The sequence below is a fragment of the Thalassospira sp. Z349TD_5 genome, assembly GCF_056173045.1.
In genome coordinates this window covers 1,799,521-1,818,853 of the sequence record NZ_CM149654.1, presented here as the reverse complement: position 1 = coordinate 1,818,853, position 19,333 = coordinate 1,799,521, and the positions used below count along the sequence as shown (strand labels likewise).

The following is a 19,333-nucleotide window of genomic DNA, read 5'->3' as shown; positions in this document are numbered from 1 at the left end:
CAAGGAGCACCAAAATGAGTAAACCTGCCCCACGCGACCTGACCGTGATCGGCAAAAAATATGTCACCCCCGACATGCTGCGCGTCACCCTTGGCGGCGACGGCATGGAAGGCTTCCCCGACGATCAGGCAAGCGCCTATGTCAAACTGATCTTCCCGATTGAGGGCGATGAAAAGGACCGCGTTTTGCGCCGGACCTACACCATCCGTCATGACCGCACGACCGATCAGGGCCGCGAAGTTGACATTGATTTCGTCATGCACGGCGACAGTGACGATGGCGCTGATCACGGTGGCCCAGCCTCAAACTGGGCCGTCAATTGCCAGCCCGGTGACATGATCACCATCGGCGGCCCCGGCCCGAAAAAGCTGGTCGATACCACCGCCGACTGGTTCCTGATTGTCGGCGACATGACCGCCCTTCCGGCCGTGTCGGTCAATCTTGAAATCCTGCCTGCGGATGCACGCGGGTATGCGGTGATTGAAATCCATTCCGAAGCCGACATGCAGGAATTGGCAAAACCGGACAACATCACCATCGAATGGGTGATCAACCCGCATCCGGGCACCAACAGCACTGCCCTTGTCGATGTGGTCAAAAAACTGCCGTGGCATGAAGGCCAGATTTCGGCATGGGCGGCCTGTGAATTTACCGCCATGAAGGAACTGCGCAGCTATTTCCGCGATGATCGTGATCTGGGCAAGGATGATCTTTATATTTCAAGCTACTGGAAACAGGGCCTGAACGAAGACAACCACAAAACCATCAAGGCCGAAGACGCCAAAAGCGCGGCCTAAACCCCGCCACAACAGGCACCCAAATTCCAAAAACCATTCGGGCCCCTTGTTGGGGCCCGATTATTTTGGGTCTGCCATAATGCTACCGGGTAAACATCCGTTCCCGTCAAACGTACTGCGCATGCAGCCGCGCCATACGGCGACGGGCGAAAAAGCCGGCATGCTGGGTGGTTTGGACGTTTTCGGGGCTCAACGCGCCGTCCTCTTTGCGCCAAAAGGCCCGGCTGGCACCGACCACGCCCTTTTCGGAACTATAGACGGCGATCACGATGATCTCGACACGGCACGCATCGCCGGTTTCAATCGCATTGCTGCGCGAAATCCCGTCCGCACTGTTGTTCATCTCTGCCCGACGCCAGATACGATTGAGCAAATGCGCAAACGCGCCCAGCTCAATGCATTTCCCCGACCCAAGCGGCCCTTGAACCGTCACTTCGTCCAGCCGGGCCGACAGCATGGATTTCTGCTCGTTCCCGTGTGAATCCCGCTCCGGGTCGGCATCGGTCACCTGCTCACAAACCCGCTCCTCCCCGCTTCCCATACACACCAGCACCTTGTCGATATGGATGGCTTCCTGACTCATGTTGCTGATCAGAAAACGGGCTTCGTTGGAATTGCCCAGCATCTGATTAATCACGATTTTCGGGCGACGGACCCGGCGATAGCTTTGAAACAGCAATTGCGCATAAAAAACCCAGACCAGCAGCGTGGCCACACTGACCCCGACCTGAAGCAATGTCGCGTGTTGTTCAATCCACGAACCCATGTGCGTCCTTTACCGGCTTAATCCAACGGCATGCTCTGCCAACCTATATCTCAACGCCTCCACACTGGTTTTGGTTCCACACCCCCGGTTTAACGCCCGCGTTGGCGTTGGCGTTGGCCTTGGCGTTGACTTTGGCTTTGGTCCGGCCCGCAACGCAAAACACCCCGGCCAAAGACCGGGGTGTTAAGATCATAGATCGCAAGACCTTGATACCAGATCAGGCCGCAACGCTCCCATGCGGGTCAATGACGAATTTCTTCGCCGCCCCGCCGTCAAAATCGGCATAGCCCTTGGGTGCCTGATCAAGGTTGATCATCTGCACATTGACCGCCTTGGCGATGTCGATCTTTTCAAACAAAATCGCCTGCATCAGGTTGCGGTGATATTTCATCACCGGGCACTGACCGGTATGCAGCGAATGTGATTTCGCCCAGGCAAGGCCAAACCGCATGCTCAGCGCACCGTGCTTGGCCGCATCATCGACCGCACCGGGATCTTCGGTCACATACAAACCCGGAATACCGATCTGACCACCCGCACGGGTGATTTGCATGGCGGAGTTAAGCACCGTTGCGGGGGCTTCATGACCATGGTTACAGCCACAGCCATGCGCCTCAAACCCGACGCAATCGACAAAGCAATCCACTTCCCGGTCGCCCAGAATGGCTTCAAGCTTGTCTTCCATCGGCCCTTCCTGTTTCAGATCGATGGTCTCACAGCCAAAGCTTCTTGCCTGTGCCAGACGATCATCAATCATGTCGCCAACCACAACACAGGCCGCCCCCAGAAGGTGGGCCGATGCCGCCGCTGCCAGTCCCACCGGCCCGGCACCTGCGATATAAACCGTTGTCCCCGGCCCAACCCCGGCGGTGACACAGCCATGGAACCCGGTCGGGAAAATATCGGACAGCAACGTCAAATCGCGGATTTTCTCCATCGCCTGATCGGCATCGGGGAATTTCAAAAGGTTAAAGTCGGCATAGGGCACCATGACATATTCGGCCTGTCCACCGACCCAGCCGCCCATATCAACATAGCCATATGCCGCACCGGGGCGCGACGGGTTCACATTCAGGCAAATGCCCGTCAGACCCGATTTACAATTGCGGCACCGTCCGCACGCAATGTTAAACGGCACCGAACACACATCCCCGACTTTCAGGAATTCAACATCCCGACCGGTTTCAATGATCACACCGGTGATCTCATGCCCCAGCACAAGGCCTTCTTCTGCTGTCGTCCGGCCGCGCACCATATGCTGGTCACTGCCACAGATATTGGTCGTGATCACTTTAAGAATGACGCCGTGTTCGCATTTACGGTTGCCCAGCGCCAGTTCAGGAAAGGCAATCGCCTCAATGGCCACTTGCCCCGCACCTTTATAGATCACGCCACGATTTGATGGATTACTCATTTTTCGTTTCCTCTCGCCTGACATTTGTTTTCAGGATTGTGCGTATCGCCTGGGCTGTCTGGGGCTGCTTGGGACTTTTTGTTTTTGTATTCGCCACCAATCAAACTCATAGCGTTTTTAATTGTCGCCATGCACAATCAAAACGGTATGGCTCACCCCATACCTTGTCAAACGAACTGAACGCCGTTCGCTAAACATCCTCTTGAATTCAGAACATTTGCGACATTTGGAAAAAACGAACAAAAAACGCCCCGGCCTGTTTCTGGCACGGGGCGTTTTTATTCAGCCTGATAACCCTTCTGATCAGGGTGCCGGCGGCAGGTCTTCTTCCAGAATGACCAAATTCAGCGAATAGCTGACTTCGCCTTCGTCCTCGTCACGATGCACGACACCGACGAATTCATCGCCAACACGCATTTCGATCGGATAGCCTTTTTTCTTCGGCGGGTCGATGGCGATGAGTTTATTGTCAAAGGTGCGGCGCAGATAATCGGTAACGCGCGCAATTTCGGTCGGTGTCATAGAACTTGCCCCTTGTTCTTTGCAGTCGGCTTACATCTGTTCGTCCGCAGAATATCGCAAGCGCCATCCGGCGTCAGCAGCGATCCTGCGATGTATAAATCTTGTGCCCATTGTCTTCCACAAACCACCCCTGCAAATCAAGCCCGAGACGGCAAAAAAGACCGATTTGATCAAATTTTACCGCCTGCTGTTTCAGGATATGTCCGATCTTCGACGCTGGACCCGTTTCTCAAACATAGGGAACTTTGCGCATTATTTCCAATCTGCGTTTCCCATCCGGTGTGCTTTGGGGCAAAATCCGCCCAAAGCAGTTGCAATCCCAGAGCACAGCCGTTAAGCCGAAGATATGACCGAGATTGACCAAACCACCCCGGCCCAAAGCGACGCCAAAGCCACCGACGAAGCCCGCAACGCGGCGACAAATCCGCCCGTTCTCTATAGCTTCCGGCGCTGCCCCTATGCCATGCGCGCCCGTATGGCCTTGCTCTCGGCTGGCATTGACGTCGAACTGCGCGAAGTTGTGTTGCGCGACAAACCCCAATCCATGATCGATGCGTCCCCCAAGGCAACCGTGCCGGTCCTGATCCAGTCCGATGGCACCGTGATTGACGAAAGCCTCGAAATCATGGTCTGGGCCCTGGTCGAAAACGATCCCAATGAGTGGATGACACCCGAAAGCGGCACGCTCGATGATATGCTGGCCCTGATCGCGCAAAATGACGGCCCGTTCAAGCATCACCTTGATCGCTACAAATACCATACCCGGTATGAGCACGCCGATCCGGCCGAACACCGCCGCGATGCCGAAAAAATCCTCAACCGTCTGGATGGCCGCTTGGCCGTTGGCCGCTATTTGTTTGGATCGCGCCCGGCTCTGGCCGATTTTGCCATTGCCCCGTTTGTCCGCCAGTTCGCCAATGCCGACCGCGATGCGTTTGATGCCATGCCGTTTGTCCATGTCCAACGCTGGCTGGCTGACTTTCTGGCCTCAAGATTCTTTGAAGGCGCCATGGTAAAATACGACCAGTGGCACGAAGGCGACGCACCGATTGTTTTTAAAGCGGCGTAATCTTTAAAAACAGCACACCGCTTTCCATCTAAGCAAAGATATCGCACCGATGCGTGCAACCCTGCGCACTCCCTCGCCCTTGGCGCGACAAACGATCACCAAACGTCGGGATTATACTTCTGTTACCATTCAGAGGCTGGTCAAGCACCGCTCCCTATGCTAGCAAGCTGCACACCATATCATAACGCTTCAGGACCGGAATTTATGGCCGATTACGATGTCAAGCCGCTGATAACGGCGGACGAAATTGCCACCAAGATTGATGCACTTGCCGCCCGGATCAATGAAAGTTTCAAAGACACCGAAAAGCTGATTGTTGTTGGCTTGTTGCGCGGGTCTTTTGTTTTCATTGCCGATCTGGCCCGCAAACTGACCGTCCCGGTCGAAGTTGATTTCATGGTCGCGTCAAGCTATGGCGACAGCACCGAAAGCTCGCGCAATGTGCGCATCATCAAGGATCTTGATGGTCAAATCCGGGGCAAGGATGTGCTTCTGGTCGAAGACATCATTGATACCGGATACACGCTTTCCGAAGTCGTCCGCCTGCTCAACACCCGCGATCCAAACCGTCTGGAAATTTGCACGCTTTTGAATAAGCCGTCGCGCCGCGAAGTCGAAATTCCGATTGGCTTCTGTGGTTTTGATATTCCCGATGAATTCGTGGTTGGCTATGGCATTGACTATGCCCAGAACAACCGCAACCTGCCCTATATCGGCACGGTGCATTTCCACGGCGAATAAGCCGGAAGAACTTCCAAAGACTTAAAAAAATGGCGGGAAGCTGATGCTATCCCGCCGTTTTTGTATCTTCATCTGGGTCGGTATCTTGCACCGGCTTGGACATTGGCCTGTCAAACACGCCCAGCGCCTCCAGATCCGTCATCATCTGATCGAACCCGGTTTGCATGTGGGGCTTGTTGCCCTGCCCGGTCGCAAAGCCGGTCGTTGCCGCATGGAGCAAAAGATCAAACAACACGTCGTCTTCGCTACGCCCCGCTTTTTGCGGTGCGTCGGATGCCTGTTTGGCAATGCCTTCACCCGGATCGCGTTGCGCCATAATGGCAAGCCCGACCAGTGCGATGACAATCAACCCGCCGCCAAAGGCAACGGCTGCGGCAATCGCACCAAATTTTGCCGCCACGGCCATAAAGGCCGCTGCCAGCAAAAAGCCGATCCCGATCAGAAAGGTAAGGCCGATCACGGCAAAAACCGCAAGCCTTGCGGCTGCGGCCTTTGCCAGATCAGTTATCAGATCGGTCAGTTTATCAATTAACTGATCGATCATTTCTGAAGCAGACGACCAATCAGCATGCCCACACCAAATGTCAGGGCGACAGAGGCCAGCGGACGGTCGCGGACATGATCCACGGCTGCGTCGCGCGCATGATCAAACTGGTCACGCGCCTGACCGGACACCTCGCGGATGCGTTCTGCTGCGGCCTGCGTTCGGCTATGTGCCGCATCGCTACCCATCGTCTTCAGGGTCTTGGTCACTTCAGCCAGATCTTTGCGAAGTGCATCGACATCGGCCTGAAGTTTGGCATTCTCAGCAGTCGTCTCGGTCTTGGTCACCATGGTTTTCTCCTGTTGTCTTGAAAACAGCAACACACACCTAACGTGCTAGCCCGCCAATCAGTTCCACATTCAATTGTGATATTTTGCGGGCAATGATGAAAACCGGCCTGTACATTTCATCAATCACGCAGAAATCCGCGCCATACAAAGACAAAACGGCCCGCGTGGGAGGCGGGCCGTTCTCTAGAGCGTGCTGCATTTAATCTGCACCGTTTTGCCGGAGGCAGCCTTCTGTCCTGCAAGGAAAGGGCTGCAGAGCGTAGAGGGCTACGGTCAAGGGCCTTGACGCTGCGGGGCGGAAGGCTGTCCCGGCCCGCAGGGTTTGTTTTTGGCGGCGTTTCGCGACGTTACACCGTTTAACCGATGCGCCGCATCGCTCTGCACGCTGTGCCTTGCCAGACGTCGCCAAAAACAAACAAAATGGCGCAGATTAAAAGCAACACGCTCTACCCTATCGGAAATTCTGGGCGGAATGGAGCATATGAATGCCCCTCGGGGGTGGGTATCCCCGTTACTTAGGGCCTGAACCCAATTGAATGTTTAAAATGGCATCAGAACAAGCAAGACATGCCAGGAAATCTCCGCCGCGCGGGGTGGTGCCCCGGGCAAGGGGATTGACGCAGCAGGCCGCAGCTTGCTCTGATGTCCTTTGGATCGGAGGAATTTGCACGGGCTATTGTGTCGCATCACCTTGCAAGGCAGCGAGCCTTGCTGCGGTAATGCTCCTGATATCCGCACAAATTCCTCGCGACCATTTCAAGCATTCAATTGGGTTCAGGCCCTAGTAAGGCAAACCAACGTAATTTTCCGACAGGGTGGTCAATCCTGCTTTTGACGACAGGATATACTGCAATTCAGCCTCACGAATGCGGCCTTCAAACTGGTTGTGATCGTCAAAGGTATGCAGCATCGAGGTCATCCACCACGAAAACCGCTCTGCCTTCCACACCCGCGCTAAAGCCGTATCGGAATAGCTTTCAAGCAGATCAGATCGATTGTTCTTGTATTTCGCAATCAGCGCTTCTGACAGGTAATGCACGTCACTCGCCGCCAGGTTCAGTCCCTTGGCCCCGGTTGGCGGCACGATATGGGCCGCATCACCCGCAAGGAAAAGCCGCCCGTGCTGCATCGGTTCGGCGACAAAGCTGCGCAGCGGCGCGATGCTTTTTTCAAACACCTCGCCCTCATTGACCAGTTCTGCGTCTTCTTCGCCAAGCCGGGTACGCAACTCGTACCAGAAACGGTCATCGGACCAGTCTTCGATCTTATCGGAACTGGGCACCTGCACATAATGGCGCACAACGGTTTCTGATCGCATCGAACACAATGCAAACCCACGGTCATGCTTGGCATAGATCAGCTCATCGGCAACCGGTTTGGCATGCGCCAGAATACCCAGCCAGCCAAACGGATAAACTTTTTCAAGCTCTTTCACGCCCGGCATCGTTTTGCGGCCAACACCATGGAACCCGTCGCATGCCGCAACGTAATCGCAGGTCATCTCGACCATATTGCCGTCTTTAACGTACCGGACACGCGGCTTGTCGCCGTCGATACCCTGCAGGCTGACGTCTTCGGCCTCAAAAACAATCTCGCCGCCATGGGCAAGGCGCGCGGCAATCAGGTCCTTGGTGACTTCGGTCTGGCCATAGACCATCACGGTTGACCCACCGGTCAGTTCTTCGATGTTCACATGGGTGCGTTTGCCGTTCAGGCTGATATAGATGCCGCCATGGATGATGCCTTCTTTTTTCATCCGCGCATCAACGCCAACCCGTTCCATCAGGCCAACCGTCCCCATCTCCAGAACGCCCGCCCGAATGCGGCCTTCGACATAGTCGCGGCTTTTGCGTTCAAGGATCACCGATGAAATGCCCTGCACATGCAACAGATGCGACAACAGCAACCCGGCCGGGCCGGACCCGATAATGATGACAGGAACATGCATGGCGATTTCCTCACAAGATCATTGTTTTTCTGTTCCTGCTTGAATGGAACAAGAACAATTCTATTGCGGAAATACTACGCCTGTTGGCCAACGGGCAGAATGGACAAACCGGGATAATAATTGGACAAATCGAACATCTATGACGCCGAAGTTATACGTCACACCCAAAATGGTTCCACACCGGCCAACGTCCCGATTTGCAACACAACATCAACAACCGGTCATCTGTCGCCTGTTGACGGGGCGTGAACTGACGCAAGACATGCATGCCATTTATGGCACAATTCCTGCCCGTCATCGGACGCCATATAGCGGTCGAACTCTTCCGCAAACCGTTTGCCGTCAGGATGTTGGCGTGAAAACAGGATAAACATGTCGTCTGTTTTTATCGGTTCTGACGCACCGTAAAGCGTGGCGGCCTCTGCCCCAAGGAAATGCACCATATCCGAACGCCCGACTTGTTCTTCTTCAACAAAGACATCAGCCCGCCCGGCATTGAGGAACCGCCATGCGGATTCCGGGTTGGTGACGATATCGGCATCAAGTCCCAGCCGTTGATAGGCTTGCTCATACCAATAAGACCCCACGCCAACCGGACGCAGGCCGAGTATCGCGATATCGCGCAGGGACGAAAGATTCAACCCGCCCGGAAACCGTGATTTTTTGTAAAACGCCTTTTGATAGGCACGCGCAATCGGGTGATCGGGAATATAAAACACATCGGCCCGGTCCGCCGTCGACAGCCATGAAAATGTCCCGACATAATCGCCTTGCCGGGTTTGCTCAGACGCACGCTGCCACGGCAGGAATTCAAGACGAACCCGATATCCCATGGCCCTGAAAACATCCATCACCCGCTTGGAATGAATACCGAAATTTTCGATATTTTCGCCAATCATCGGGGCCCATTCCCCCACAGCGAAAACAACCTCGGACGCCAAGGGGGACGCAGGCTTGCCATCTTCGGCGCGAACATCCTGTGTCGCACTGCAAAGGCTCCCGGCACACATCACGACAGCCAGAAGCCAGCGTCTCAACATCATCAACGGTCCCCAACTGTTATGGCATCTATGACCGGCCCGACGGAGTATTCCATGCGCTGTCACGGCACCCCGTCACCTGGGTGTAACCTGTAAAATATATGGGTCGTAGTGTCGGCATTTTAAAGCGAATAGAACCAACCATGCCGATACAATCAACCCTACCGCAATACGCATTATTTTTCATCAAAACAACATCTTGCATAAAATTTAACCTTCCGACTGTCGCACTGCCACAATCGCTGTGCTAAGCTGCTGTTCTGACCGCGCGTTAACGGTCACCCGACAGTTTGAAAAACCGCAACAGAACGGGACGATGCAACAAACACGCACCATCGCCATCTTTACCGATCTTGACGGCACCCTGCTTGATCATGACGACTATCGCTGGGATGCGGCCCGCCCGGCCATAGAACGCATAAGATCGCTCTCGATCCCCTTGATCGCCGTGTCGTCAAAAACCCTTGCCGAGCTTGACCATATTCAGATGAACTACGGCCTGTTTGACGGCTTGATTGGCGAAAATGGCGGGGTCATCTCACTGGATGGCGAAGTTGAACAACCCGGTCCATCATCGCAAACCATTGATTCCGCCCGCGACGCGATCATCGCCGCCGTGAATGTCCCATTGGGCAGCTTTCGCACCGTCCCGCCAGAAATGATTGCCACAGAAACCGGGCTGACGCTTGATGATGCCATCCGGGCCGGGCAACGCCATTGCTCCGACCCGTTGATCTGGCAACCAAGCGAACAGGACATTGACATCGCGACTGACATCGCCAGCCAGTTTTCGCTAAAGCTGGTCAAAGGCGGTCGGTTCCATACCCTGTGTGGCCCGTCAAACAAGGGGGCGGCGATGAAGCGGATGCTTGAACGCCTTGTGGTCTCGGGAAGACTGGGTGATGGCGATGGCGATCACGATCACGATCACGATGGCGACACCCATGCCACCAATACCGCCATCACCACAATTGCACTGGGCGATTCTGCCAATGATATCCCGATGCTGGCCGCGGCCGATATTGCGGTACAAATCCCGCCCAAGCGCGGCATCCGCTCCGAACCGCTTTTGACACATTCCGACCTTCGGATTGCGCCCTATCCCGGCCCGGAAGGCTGGAACGCGGCACTGCAGTCCATTCTTGATCAAATCATCAATACCAATAAGAAAAGCGAGGTACTTCATGGCTGATTTCCATCAGGGCGGCCCGATCACGACGCTGCACCGCATTCTTGACCGCAACCCCGAAGAACTCGCCTATGAAATGAGCGCCTTTGCCCGGCAACGGCGTCAAACCCTGATCCTGCCGTGCCTCTATTCGGAACTTGAAACCCCGGCCATGACCACCATTGTCGAGGGGCTTAAACAAGCCACCTATATTGATCAGATAGTCGTCGGTCTTGATCGCGCCAATGCGCAGCAATACCTCCATGCCCGCGAATTTTTCAAAGACCTGCCGCAACATGTGCGCATTCTGTGGAATGATGGCCCGCGCCTGCGCGGCGTGCATGACCGGCTGGCCGAATTTGATCTGGCGCGTTATGAGCCGGGCAAGGGTCGCAATGTCTGGTACTGCATGGGCTATACACTGGCATCGGGCCGCAGTTCCGTCATCGGCATTCATGATTGCGACATCGCGACCTATACCCCGGACCTTCCGGCCAAACTGATGTACCCAATTGCCAATCCGGCGTTTAACTTCGCCTTTGCCAAGGGATATTACGCCCGCGTTGCCAATGGCACGCTCAAGGGCCGGGTCTGCCGCCTGTTTGTCACCCCGCTTATTCGTGCGCTGAAACAAGTGATCGGCAAAACCGATTTCCTTAATTACATGGACTCATTTCGCTATTCCCTGTCAGGCGAAATCGCCATCCGCACCGATGTTGCCTATGGCCTGCGGGTGGCATCCGACTGGGGGCTTGAAGTTTCGATGCTTTCGGAAATGTATCGCAACCATACGGTCCACCGTCTGGCCCAGGTCGATATCGCCGATATCTATGATCATAAGCACCGCGATTTTGACCCGGCGCAAAAAGATGACGGCCTGTCGCGCATGGCAAGCGACATTGCCAAATCGCTGTTTCGTAAACTGGCCACACAGGGCACAATTTTCTCGCACGAAACCTTCAGAACGCTCAAGGCAACCTATTACCGCATGGCGCTTGATTTGATCGAGCAATACCGGGCAGACGCCATGTTTAACGGTCTTAAGATCAACCGCGACGAAGAAGAAAAATGTGTCGAGGTATTGTCCGAAGTCATCATCAGTGCCGGTCAGCACTATCTGGACAATCCGCTCGAAAGCCCCTTCATCCCAAGCTGGCAGCGGGTTGAAAGTGCCATGGGCGACATCTTTGAGCATCTTTCAAGTGCGGTTGAAGATGATCTGAATGACATGGACATCGGCAAGTCCTGAACCACTGCCTTACACAAAGAAAAATACTAGGGGCAGCCCGTTACATTACCATGGGCTGCCCCTTTTATTGGTCAGTGGAATCAACATCACGTTTCCCACTTTCCCGAACAAACACCCAATAACTACTTGCCTCTCTATTGAGACTGAGGCAACCTTAAGTTTAATTATAAAAAACAAATTAATTTTTCTTAATAATCTTTGGGGGTTAGCGCGGCACGGTTGTGGCTTTCAAGCCATGCCGACGTCATAACGACTTGATGAAATCAGGGAAAAATTATGTCAGGCACAACAAAAACACAGCACGTCAAGAACCTCACACCAACCGATGATCTTAGCACCTATCTTTTTGGATACAATATTACGGTCGGCCCTCCCGAGATTACGGGAGTTGAAGAATTTTCAGCAAGCCCAACCACTTCAGTAATTATGGGGACCAACAAGCCAATAATCGAAACCCAAACTGTCGATACCGTGCACTACTACTCGAAAAATCTGAAAGAAACATCGGGAACCAAGGCCTCCGGCCCAGGAGACGCGAGCGCGTGGTATCCCAGCTCTACAAACGATCAAATCACTTTTACACTGAATCTGCCCGGACCGGCCCCAACCATACTGGAAATTAAATATCTCTTCATGGCAATATCCCACGGGGCCCCTGCAAATTTATATGTCAATGGACAACACGTATGGCCTGGTCCGAACAACGCCAGTTACACAAAAGCCTTCATCGACGCCTCTTTTTTGAAAGCAGGCGACAACAAACTGATACTTGCGACGGAAGAACCAGTGAGATCGGTCACAGTAAGCTCAATCGAAGTGCAAGCTGAATACTTTTGGACTTCGCTCCTTACCGGCTCAGTAAGACAAGGAGGCACCTTCAGCAAAGAGATCGATATAACACTTGGCAACAGCGACACGGACTCTGAAACCAATCAATTCTCTGAAACGTTAGGGGGATCGGGATCTTTAAAAGGCATTGGGTTGTCTCTAAGCGCGGCGCTATCGACAAGCGAAACGCACAGCGTGACGATTTCAGAACAAGTTACAAAGAAACAAACAGTCACGCAAAGCTGCCCCGACAACGCAAAATCTGTAACCTTCCAGATGTGGCAACTCTGTGTAAAATTTACTGCTGGCGACAAAACACTGACGTTACGTCCGCCATCAGAAATCGGTGGAGAAATCATCTCCAGAACATACGAAGAGACTTAACTCTGTCTCTCCCCAATTCAATGTTGCATTATGACATCAAATCACGCATCGGAAAAATGGCGAGGAAGACTTGAAGCCGATCTTCCTCGCCAATGTGCTTGCGCGTAATCGGCAACAACAGCCGAACGCCGCTACGCCAGTCTTTCTGGAAAATCTGTAACATGTGAATTTGCGGCCGGGCTGTGGTTCGTGCCAGTGACATCGACGCGTGCAAAGACGTGGAATAGCGAAAATCAATTTCGCGGGCATAGGCACCGCGCCAGTCCTCACCGGTCAGCGCAATGATGTTCTCCCCTTCCAGCAAAATCTGAAAATCATCCTTGTCGGCTTGATATTCATAAATGCTGATATCCTCGATCCATGGCGCAAGCGTTTCCGGGGTGAAATCATCGCGGGTTGGCAAGCCCTCCTCACCCTGCCCGGCATATTGCTGCCAAAGCGCCAGCAACCCATATGCCTCGGCCGGGGCATCTTGCGGCAAGGCTTCCTTTGCAAATTCCTTGGCCTGAATCGTATGTTGCGTTGCCATTCTTCAACTTTCAAATGCAATGCATTGGTTCATACGCGAACCGCACACCAAGGATTTGATCAATCGGATCGCCGAACCGGTCAAAGGTTTGCACCGGCAACAAAACCCGAAGCCATTGCCGCGGCTCACCAGAAGCACTGACGATGCGGACGTAATGGAATGTCGGTTTTTTTTGCCGCATGGTCTTAAGCAAGGCCGCCATCAAGCAAGTCCCGTATTTAAGATCAATTTCGCGCGGCGTGCTGTTTTGAAAACTTTCGCCGTTGTTCTCAATGATTGTCGGCGCGTCAATCCGCACCAGAAAATCTTCTCTGATTGGCTGATACTCATAAATGCAAATATCATCGCGCCACTGACGCAACCGTTCCGCGCTTAAAACCGTGCGCGTCGGAAGTGCGCCATTATCCATCTGCGCACAGGCATCGCGCCACGCATCGACAAAGCAAATAATTGACGTGTCGATATCGTCCGGAAGCCCCGACAGTTCGACGTCCGTTGATTCCAGCATTCTGTGCCGCCAAGTAAAAACTTCTCCCACAAAATTAAGTGGGCAAGCCGCTACTTAAGAACAAGTGCATGCCTGCAAAATAGGAGGATTTTCAACACTAAACTTACTCCCCACGATAGAAAAAATGGGCAACAAGTACCTGAAGGACTGCCTGCCCTGCACGGTCGCGTGTTTGCACCGGCAGCAACAGCCGAACCCATTCTTCCCAAACTTTTCGCTCCACACCGATGATATGGAATGCCGGCTGTCTGCTGTCGATGACATCGAGAAGCGTGGCATGCACCCGCGTGCCAAAATCAAGATCAATCTGGTGCGGTGAACACCCCTGATAATTCTCGCCACTCGCCGCAATCATGTTTGGCGCATCAATCCGAACAACAAAGTCGCGCCGATCGGGGAGATACTCATAAATGCCAATGTCATTGATCCACAGCGAAAGGGTGTCGCTGCTAAGATCTTTTCGGTCGGGAAGTGCATTCCCGCATGTCGCGGCCCGCCACACGTCGAACAGTTTGCGCACATGCCGAGGCACATCTTCGGGCAAACGGTTCAGACGGGTTTCCTGCGCATAAGACATTGCGCCTCAAGCCTCTGATATTCCAATACTTGCTATAGTTTTACAGAGCCGCCGCACTCTGACAACCACCAATGCCGCCAGGTTACAAGATGACCAAATTAAACCGGCATCGCATCGCGGTACCGCTGCAACAATCGGCTTTCGGTGCGGTTACGCCCATCCAGATTGGAAATCCAGACAATCTGATAGGGTGCCAGCGTCATGATGCCATCGTAATCCTCTATCACTTGCTGGGTGATCAAATCCTGCCAGCCTTCGGTCATGATCAGATTGATCTTTGACAGATCAAGGTTCTGTGGCCGCTCGGTCAGGTTAAACACACAGAAAATGCTCTGCTCATTCAAATGCGACTGGCGCCAAACGCCGAGTAATTCCGACCCAAGGTTCAGCGTATATTGCGTCGCATTGGGGTGGAATGCCGGTTGCCCTTGGCGGATCGACATCAAGGCGCGCAATTGATCAAACGCCGATTTTGCAGGTCCCTCGTCGCTAAGAACCTTTTCCGCATCTTCAAGCTGCCAGATCTTGCGATTAAGGCGGCGCGGAATGCCGGTTTCCTCAAACGCCCCTTGATCATTTTCGGTCGCCAGAATGGTCTGAACGTAAATCGCCGGAATGCCTTCAAGCGACATGGCAATCGCCTGGCTCATGACAAACCGTTCCAGCCCCATGCGCGCCTCACCGGCGAAGTTTTCCGCCAGCATGCTAAACAGCGTGACATTCAACTCATAAGGCTTCTGCCCACCGCCCTTAAGCGCACGGTAACTCACCTGCCCGCCCATCCTGACCGCATGGTCTTTAAGCCCGTCGATATCCGCATCCGGGATCAGGTTTTCGGCCGGGCGCAACCCGATACCGTCATGGCTGGCGGTAAAGTTAAAGAACGTACAGCCCGCCGGGGCCGGTGGCATCGCCATGATGCATTTACGGATATAATCGCTCCGCCCGCTCAAAAGCGCATGAATGATCACCGGGGGCAGCGAGAAATTATAAATCAGATGCGCTTCGTCCTGATTACCAAAATACGACAGGTTTTCGAGCAACGGCAAATTGGTCTCGGTGATGAAAATCGCATCGGGATGCACCGCCGTCGTCGCCAGCCGCAACGCCTTGATAATCTTATGGGTTTGCTCAAGATTGATCGACGTCGTGCCTGCTTCTTTCCAGATAAACCCGATGGCATCCAGCCGCACGACCCGCACCCCATGTTTAAGGTACTCCAGAACGATTTTCAGGATTTCAAAGAAAACATCCGGGTTGCCGTAATCCAGATCGACCTGATCATAGCTAAACGTGCACCAGACATGTTTTTCACCGTCTTTGGTGACAACGTCATTGAGCAACGCATGACTGCGCGGGCGGACAACGTCGGATAAATCATCGTCCGGGCTGGCGGTCTTGATGTAATCGACCCCCGGCTTTTCCCCAACCAGAAACTGCTGATACCACGGATGGGATGCCGAAATATGGTTGGCGACAAGATCGGCCATCACGGTCGCGTTTTTCGACAACGCATAAACATCATCCCACGTACCAAGCTCCGGGCGGAGCTTGGTAAAATCGCTGACCGAAAAACCGTCATCGGACGTAAACGGATGGAACGGCAGGATATGCACCCCGGTCAACCAGTCTTTCAGCCATTTTTGATGAAATTCACCAAGGCTTTCGATGCCGTTTTTGCCCGCCTGTGAAATACTGTCACCATAGGTAATCAGAAACGCATCGCGCTGATCCCATTTGCGCAAATATTCTTCACTGGGTTCCGGCCCGTCGCCCTCAATCGGAAGACCCAACACCTCAAACACACGGCGCACCAATTCGGCTTGATCATGGCCGGGATAGACATCCGCAAGCAGGTTGCGCATCGCACTGGCAAACGCAATCCGTCCTGATGTTCCGACAACACGATCCATGATGGCTCCTTTAGGGCAGGCAGTCAAAATTCTTGAATTCAATGAAATAATGATTTTGCCTGCGATGCAAGCAGACATTTAAAGGTGCTAGCAAACTAGGCACAAATATTCCACAAGTCATTTAACATATTGGGAAATATCATTTTAATCAGACACTAAATCTGGCTTGTAAATCACGTTTTCCGCCCCCTCGGCCCCCATGAAAACCACAACAACCCGTGCCGGTATATCGCCGTCATTGATCCCTTCATGCCAGTAATCCATAGCTTCCAGCACCCCTTCTCCGGCATGATACGTCGTCTTACCGGCATCGCCGTAATCAACCGTGATTTGCCCCTCAAGGATGTATCCATAAGTCGGAACACCATGTTTGTGCCAGCCTGTCTTCTGCCCCGGCGCCATGGTCGCCAGCATCGACTTGATCTTGGCCAAACCCTTGGGATAGCTCACCTGCTCACCAACAAAGTTCACCCCGCTATCGAGCAACGGCAACCCGTCATGCACATCTATTGCGGGTTTTCGATTGCCCGCACCGGTATCACGCCCTTGTAGTTTTGCCATATCCTGAAAATGCCCGCTTATTGCCTGAAACCGCCTTACAACTCGCGCGATCATAGACAGATGAAACACCAAAACCATAAAAAACGGGCATCGGCCACTCGCGCTGAGTCCTTAAGAGACGAAGCTTCACCCCAAAACGCCAAAAACCTTGGTCCGCTTATCAAAGCCAAACAGCACCCTCAAAATAAGGGGGCGCCAGAACAACAAGGGAATGTAAACAAGGCTCGCGGCCACAAGTGCAAATGCTGGAAGAATGAATTGGGCATCATGTTGCGATAGGGCAGAATACACAAACATGAATAGTGGCCCCCAAAAATGCATACCAATCAAGAACAATTTCGGATGGGGACGACGCCGCCACCCCCAAAGGGTCGCCTTAAAGGCAATGGAGCGAAGGCCTTTCCGACGACGTGGAGAAGTAGTAGTCAACACCAAAAGGACAGAAGAAATACTGAAGTTCAACCAATCCAAATTCGGCAATAAGTGGTTATAAATCAAAAATCCGCCAATTATTGGCCAGAGAAACAAGGCGATCCCTATGCATTTGACGGCTTTCACAGGAAAGAAGCGCACATACTTTCTTAGCGTTGAATACTTCATTTTGCGCCCCTGCCCGCCGCTACGATCATGCAACCTAAAGTAATTTATCCGATTTGCCAAAGAATTAGGGCGCCGGTTTCCCGACGCCCTGCCAAAAAGTTTGCCTGTCTGCAACGACTTACGGCGTAATCGTCACTTCAACCAGCGCATGGGTGCGATTGGCATCAATATGTTTGATCGCCGCCCGCAAAATCCCCGGCAGGTCTTCGGCCCGTTCCGCCTTGGCGACCCACGCCCGGCTGGCCTCGGCAACCTTGGTGAAATCGGGGCTGGGTTTAAGGGCGGTTAACGGCATTTCGTTGGTTTTGGCCGCATAGCCATCAGGATACATCCCGGCAACTGATTGGCGCACAGCCCCCCATTCATTATTGTTCAAAACAAGGATCAGGATCGGCAGCTCCAGCGCCTCGGCAATCTGATGGCACGCCGTCGGGTTGGCAAACATGTATGATCCATCCCCCATGGTCGCGACCACAAGCCTGTCCTTATCAGCCAACTGATAGCCCATCGATGCCGGGAACGACCAGCCAAGCCCGCCCGAATGCGGTTCTTGGAACCAGCTACTGTGTGCGGACAACGACATGGGTTCTAACGGGCAGCCAAGCTCGGAAAACACCGTTGCCGGACGGCTGGCAATCGCTTCGGACAAGCAACGCGACACATAGCCCTTGCTCATCGGGTCCACCGCCCCGGCATCGGCCATGGCCAAGGCCTTCTTCCGGGTGTCGGCATTGATCGCGGCAACCTTGGATCGACGCGCATCACAGGCATCACTGTGATCACCCTGCCGACGATCCATGGCATCGGCCAGCATCATGATCACATCGCCGGTTTCCCCGGCCAATGAAATATCGGCGGCAAAATTGCGGCCCGGGAACCGGGAGTACAGCGGATTTTGCCCGACCTGCACCACCTTGCAGTCACCCCGCAATGTGTGGATATCGGGCGACCATGGGGCAAGGCAATCAATCACCACCACCGCATCGGCGTCCTTTAACCATGGGGCCGGGTCCATGCCGGCAAACATCGGATGTTCGGTGCCGATTGCAAGCTGGATCGCCCAATATTGCACGACGGGAATGCCCCACTGATCGACAAGATCGGCAAACCGGCCGAAGGCTTCGGCCGTCCCCGTGCCACGCTGGGCAATGATCACCGGGTTTTTGGCCTTGGCCAGAATATCTGCCGCCGCCTCAACACTGGCCTGCGGCGGGGCAATCTGAACCGGCTGCTGGCGCAACGGCCCGTCAATCGCATCGCCGGGGCACGGTTCACACAAAACTTCACGCGGCAGGCTGACATAAACCGGCCCCTTGGGCACCGAAGACGCAATCGCATAGGCCCGATCGACCACATCGGGCACCTGTTCGGGGAATTTAAGCTCGTACTCCCACTTGGTTGATTCCCGGACCATCGCCCCCTGATCGCGCATTTCCTGCCCCCAGCCAATCGGCACGGTGCGCGCACCAAGGCGGCCCTTTTCCATCACCGGGGTTCGGCCCGACATCAGGACAATCGGCACATGTTCGGTCGCGGCATTGATCGCGCCAATCGCACAGTTGGCAAGACCCACATTGGTATGCGCCATCACCGCCTGCGCCTTGCCGGTCGCCAGGTAATAGCCATGCGCCATGCCCATCGCTGCATTTTCGTGCGGCATCACCAACGCATGCGGAAGGTCGATATCCTTTGCCGCCGCCTCGGCCAGCCCTTCGATGATCGGCGGGAAATCCGTGCCCGAATTGGCAAAGATATAATCAATCCCAATCGCCTTCATCCGCGCCAAAACCGCTCCACCGGCGGTCAGGGTAATGCCCGCGGTTTTTTCCATGTCGTTTTTCATCAGACGCCTTCTTGCAATATTGCTATATTTGAAATATTATTT

20 protein-coding genes are annotated in these 19,333 nt (G+C 53.9%); 6 read left to right on the top strand and 14 right to left on the bottom strand.

The genetic code is table 11. The features are described from left to right. Positions 1-14: 14 nt before the first annotated feature. On the top strand, positions 15-797 hold the full coding sequence (locus AC0VXT_RS08160; RefSeq protein ID WP_475548240.1) for a siderophore-interacting protein: 783 nt from the start codon (positions 15-17) through the stop codon (positions 795-797). 106 nt (positions 798-903) lie between these two features. Here the strand turns inward: AC0VXT_RS08160 and AC0VXT_RS08155 are convergent, their stop codons facing one another. The 3 genes from AC0VXT_RS08155 to AC0VXT_RS08145 form a co-directional block, all read right to left on the bottom strand. Continuing rightward, positions 904-1,563: a hypothetical protein gene (locus AC0VXT_RS08155; protein ID WP_475548239.1), complete on the bottom strand. Its 660-nt coding sequence runs from the start codon at positions 1,561-1,563 to the stop codon at positions 904-906. Between the two features lie 217 nt (positions 1,564-1,780). Beyond that, complete coding sequence (gene fdhA / locus AC0VXT_RS08150) at positions 1,781-2,977, bottom strand: formaldehyde dehydrogenase, glutathione-independent (protein WP_475548238.1); 1,197 nt, start codon at positions 2,975-2,977, stop codon at positions 1,781-1,783. A gap of 303 nt (positions 2,978-3,280) precedes the next feature. After that, entirely contained in the window at positions 3,281-3,499 is a 219-nt protein-coding gene (locus tag AC0VXT_RS08145; RefSeq protein WP_022732516.1) for a DUF3126 family protein, read from the bottom strand. 346 nt (positions 3,500-3,845) lie between these two features. On the opposite strand from AC0VXT_RS08145, the gene AC0VXT_RS08140 reads away from it, so the two are divergent. Both AC0VXT_RS08140 and hpt read left to right on the top strand, forming a co-directional pair. Further along, on the top strand, positions 3,846-4,568 hold the full coding sequence (locus AC0VXT_RS08140; protein ID WP_475548237.1) for a glutathione S-transferase: 723 nt from the start codon (positions 3,846-3,848) through the stop codon (positions 4,566-4,568). 204 nt (positions 4,569-4,772) lie between these two features. Next, entirely contained in the window at positions 4,773-5,309 is a 537-nt protein-coding gene (gene hpt / locus AC0VXT_RS08135; RefSeq protein WP_101300838.1) for a hypoxanthine phosphoribosyltransferase, read from the top strand. A 46-nt stretch (positions 5,310-5,355) separates the two neighbouring features. Here the strand turns inward: hpt and AC0VXT_RS08130 are convergent, their stop codons facing one another. From AC0VXT_RS08130 to AC0VXT_RS08115, 4 genes are all read right to left on the bottom strand, one after another. Next, positions 5,356-5,853, bottom strand: coding sequence for a hypothetical protein (locus tag AC0VXT_RS08130; RefSeq protein ID WP_475548236.1), 498 nt, complete (start codon positions 5,851-5,853; stop codon positions 5,356-5,358). After that, positions 5,850-6,143 (bottom strand): ElaB/YgaM/YqjD family protein, encoded by a 294-nt coding sequence (locus tag AC0VXT_RS08125; RefSeq protein ID WP_022732526.1) that lies wholly within the window; start codon positions 6,141-6,143, stop codon positions 5,850-5,852. Before AC0VXT_RS08125 ends, AC0VXT_RS08130 begins: the two co-directional genes overlap by 4 nt. Positions 6,144-6,924: 781 nt before the next feature. Beyond that, positions 6,925-8,091, bottom strand: coding sequence for a 4-hydroxybenzoate 3-monooxygenase (gene pobA, locus AC0VXT_RS08120; RefSeq protein WP_475548235.1), 1,167 nt, complete (start codon positions 8,089-8,091; stop codon positions 6,925-6,927). 221 nt (positions 8,092-8,312) lie between these two features. Continuing rightward, the gene (locus tag AC0VXT_RS08115; RefSeq protein ID WP_475548234.1) at positions 8,313-9,134 is read right to left on the bottom strand and encodes a substrate-binding periplasmic protein; all 822 of its coding nucleotides are present in this window, start codon (positions 9,132-9,134) and stop codon (positions 8,313-8,315) included. Positions 9,135-9,447: 313 nt separating this feature from the next. Between AC0VXT_RS08115 and AC0VXT_RS08110 the strand changes: the two genes are divergently transcribed. From AC0VXT_RS08110 to AC0VXT_RS08100, 3 genes are all read left to right on the top strand, one after another. Further along, the gene (locus AC0VXT_RS08110) at positions 9,448-10,323 is read left to right on the top strand and encodes an HAD-IIB family hydrolase (protein ID WP_475548233.1); all 876 of its coding nucleotides are present in this window, start codon (positions 9,448-9,450) and stop codon (positions 10,321-10,323) included. Further along, on the top strand, positions 10,316-11,548 hold the full coding sequence (locus tag AC0VXT_RS08105; RefSeq protein ID WP_475548232.1) for a glycosyltransferase family protein: 1,233 nt from the start codon (positions 10,316-10,318) through the stop codon (positions 11,546-11,548). Before AC0VXT_RS08110 ends, AC0VXT_RS08105 begins: the two co-directional genes overlap by 8 nt. A 276-nt stretch (positions 11,549-11,824) precedes the next feature. After that, positions 11,825-12,760 (top strand): hypothetical protein, encoded by a 936-nt coding sequence (locus AC0VXT_RS08100; protein WP_475548231.1) that lies wholly within the window; start codon positions 11,825-11,827, stop codon positions 12,758-12,760. A gap of 28 nt (positions 12,761-12,788) precedes the next feature. Here the strand turns inward: AC0VXT_RS08100 and AC0VXT_RS08095 are convergent, their stop codons facing one another. The 7 genes from AC0VXT_RS08095 to AC0VXT_RS08065 form a co-directional block, all read right to left on the bottom strand. Then, positions 12,789-13,289, bottom strand: a complete 501-nt coding sequence (locus tag AC0VXT_RS08095; RefSeq protein WP_475548230.1) for a hypothetical protein — start codon at positions 13,287-13,289, stop codon at positions 12,789-12,791. Between the two features lie 10 nt (positions 13,290-13,299). Further along, a complete protein-coding gene (locus AC0VXT_RS08090) occupies positions 13,300-13,797 on the bottom strand; it encodes a hypothetical protein (protein ID WP_475548229.1) in 498 nt (165 codons plus the stop codon). 103 nt (positions 13,798-13,900) lie between these two features. Next, positions 13,901-14,374 carry a hypothetical protein gene (locus tag AC0VXT_RS08085; protein ID WP_475548228.1) on the bottom strand — a complete coding sequence of 158 codons (474 nt, stop codon included), beginning with the start codon at positions 14,372-14,374 and terminating at the stop codon, positions 13,901-13,903. 98 nt (positions 14,375-14,472) lie between these two features. Next, a complete protein-coding gene (locus tag AC0VXT_RS08080; RefSeq protein ID WP_475548227.1) occupies positions 14,473-16,287 on the bottom strand; it encodes an alpha-amylase family glycosyl hydrolase in 1,815 nt (604 codons plus the stop codon). Positions 16,288-16,431: 144 nt separating this feature from the next. Further along, the gene (locus AC0VXT_RS08075) at positions 16,432-16,848 is read right to left on the bottom strand and encodes a cupin domain-containing protein (RefSeq protein ID WP_475548226.1); all 417 of its coding nucleotides are present in this window, start codon (positions 16,846-16,848) and stop codon (positions 16,432-16,434) included. Between the two features lie 126 nt (positions 16,849-16,974). After that, complete coding sequence (locus tag AC0VXT_RS08070) at positions 16,975-17,448, bottom strand: hypothetical protein (protein ID WP_475548225.1); 474 nt, start codon at positions 17,446-17,448, stop codon at positions 16,975-16,977. A 118-nt stretch (positions 17,449-17,566) separates the two neighbouring features. Further along, positions 17,567-19,291 carry a thiamine pyrophosphate-requiring protein gene (locus AC0VXT_RS08065; RefSeq protein ID WP_475548224.1) on the bottom strand — a complete coding sequence of 575 codons (1,725 nt, stop codon included), beginning with the start codon at positions 19,289-19,291 and terminating at the stop codon, positions 17,567-17,569. Between the last annotated feature and the right edge of the window lie 42 nt (positions 19,292-19,333).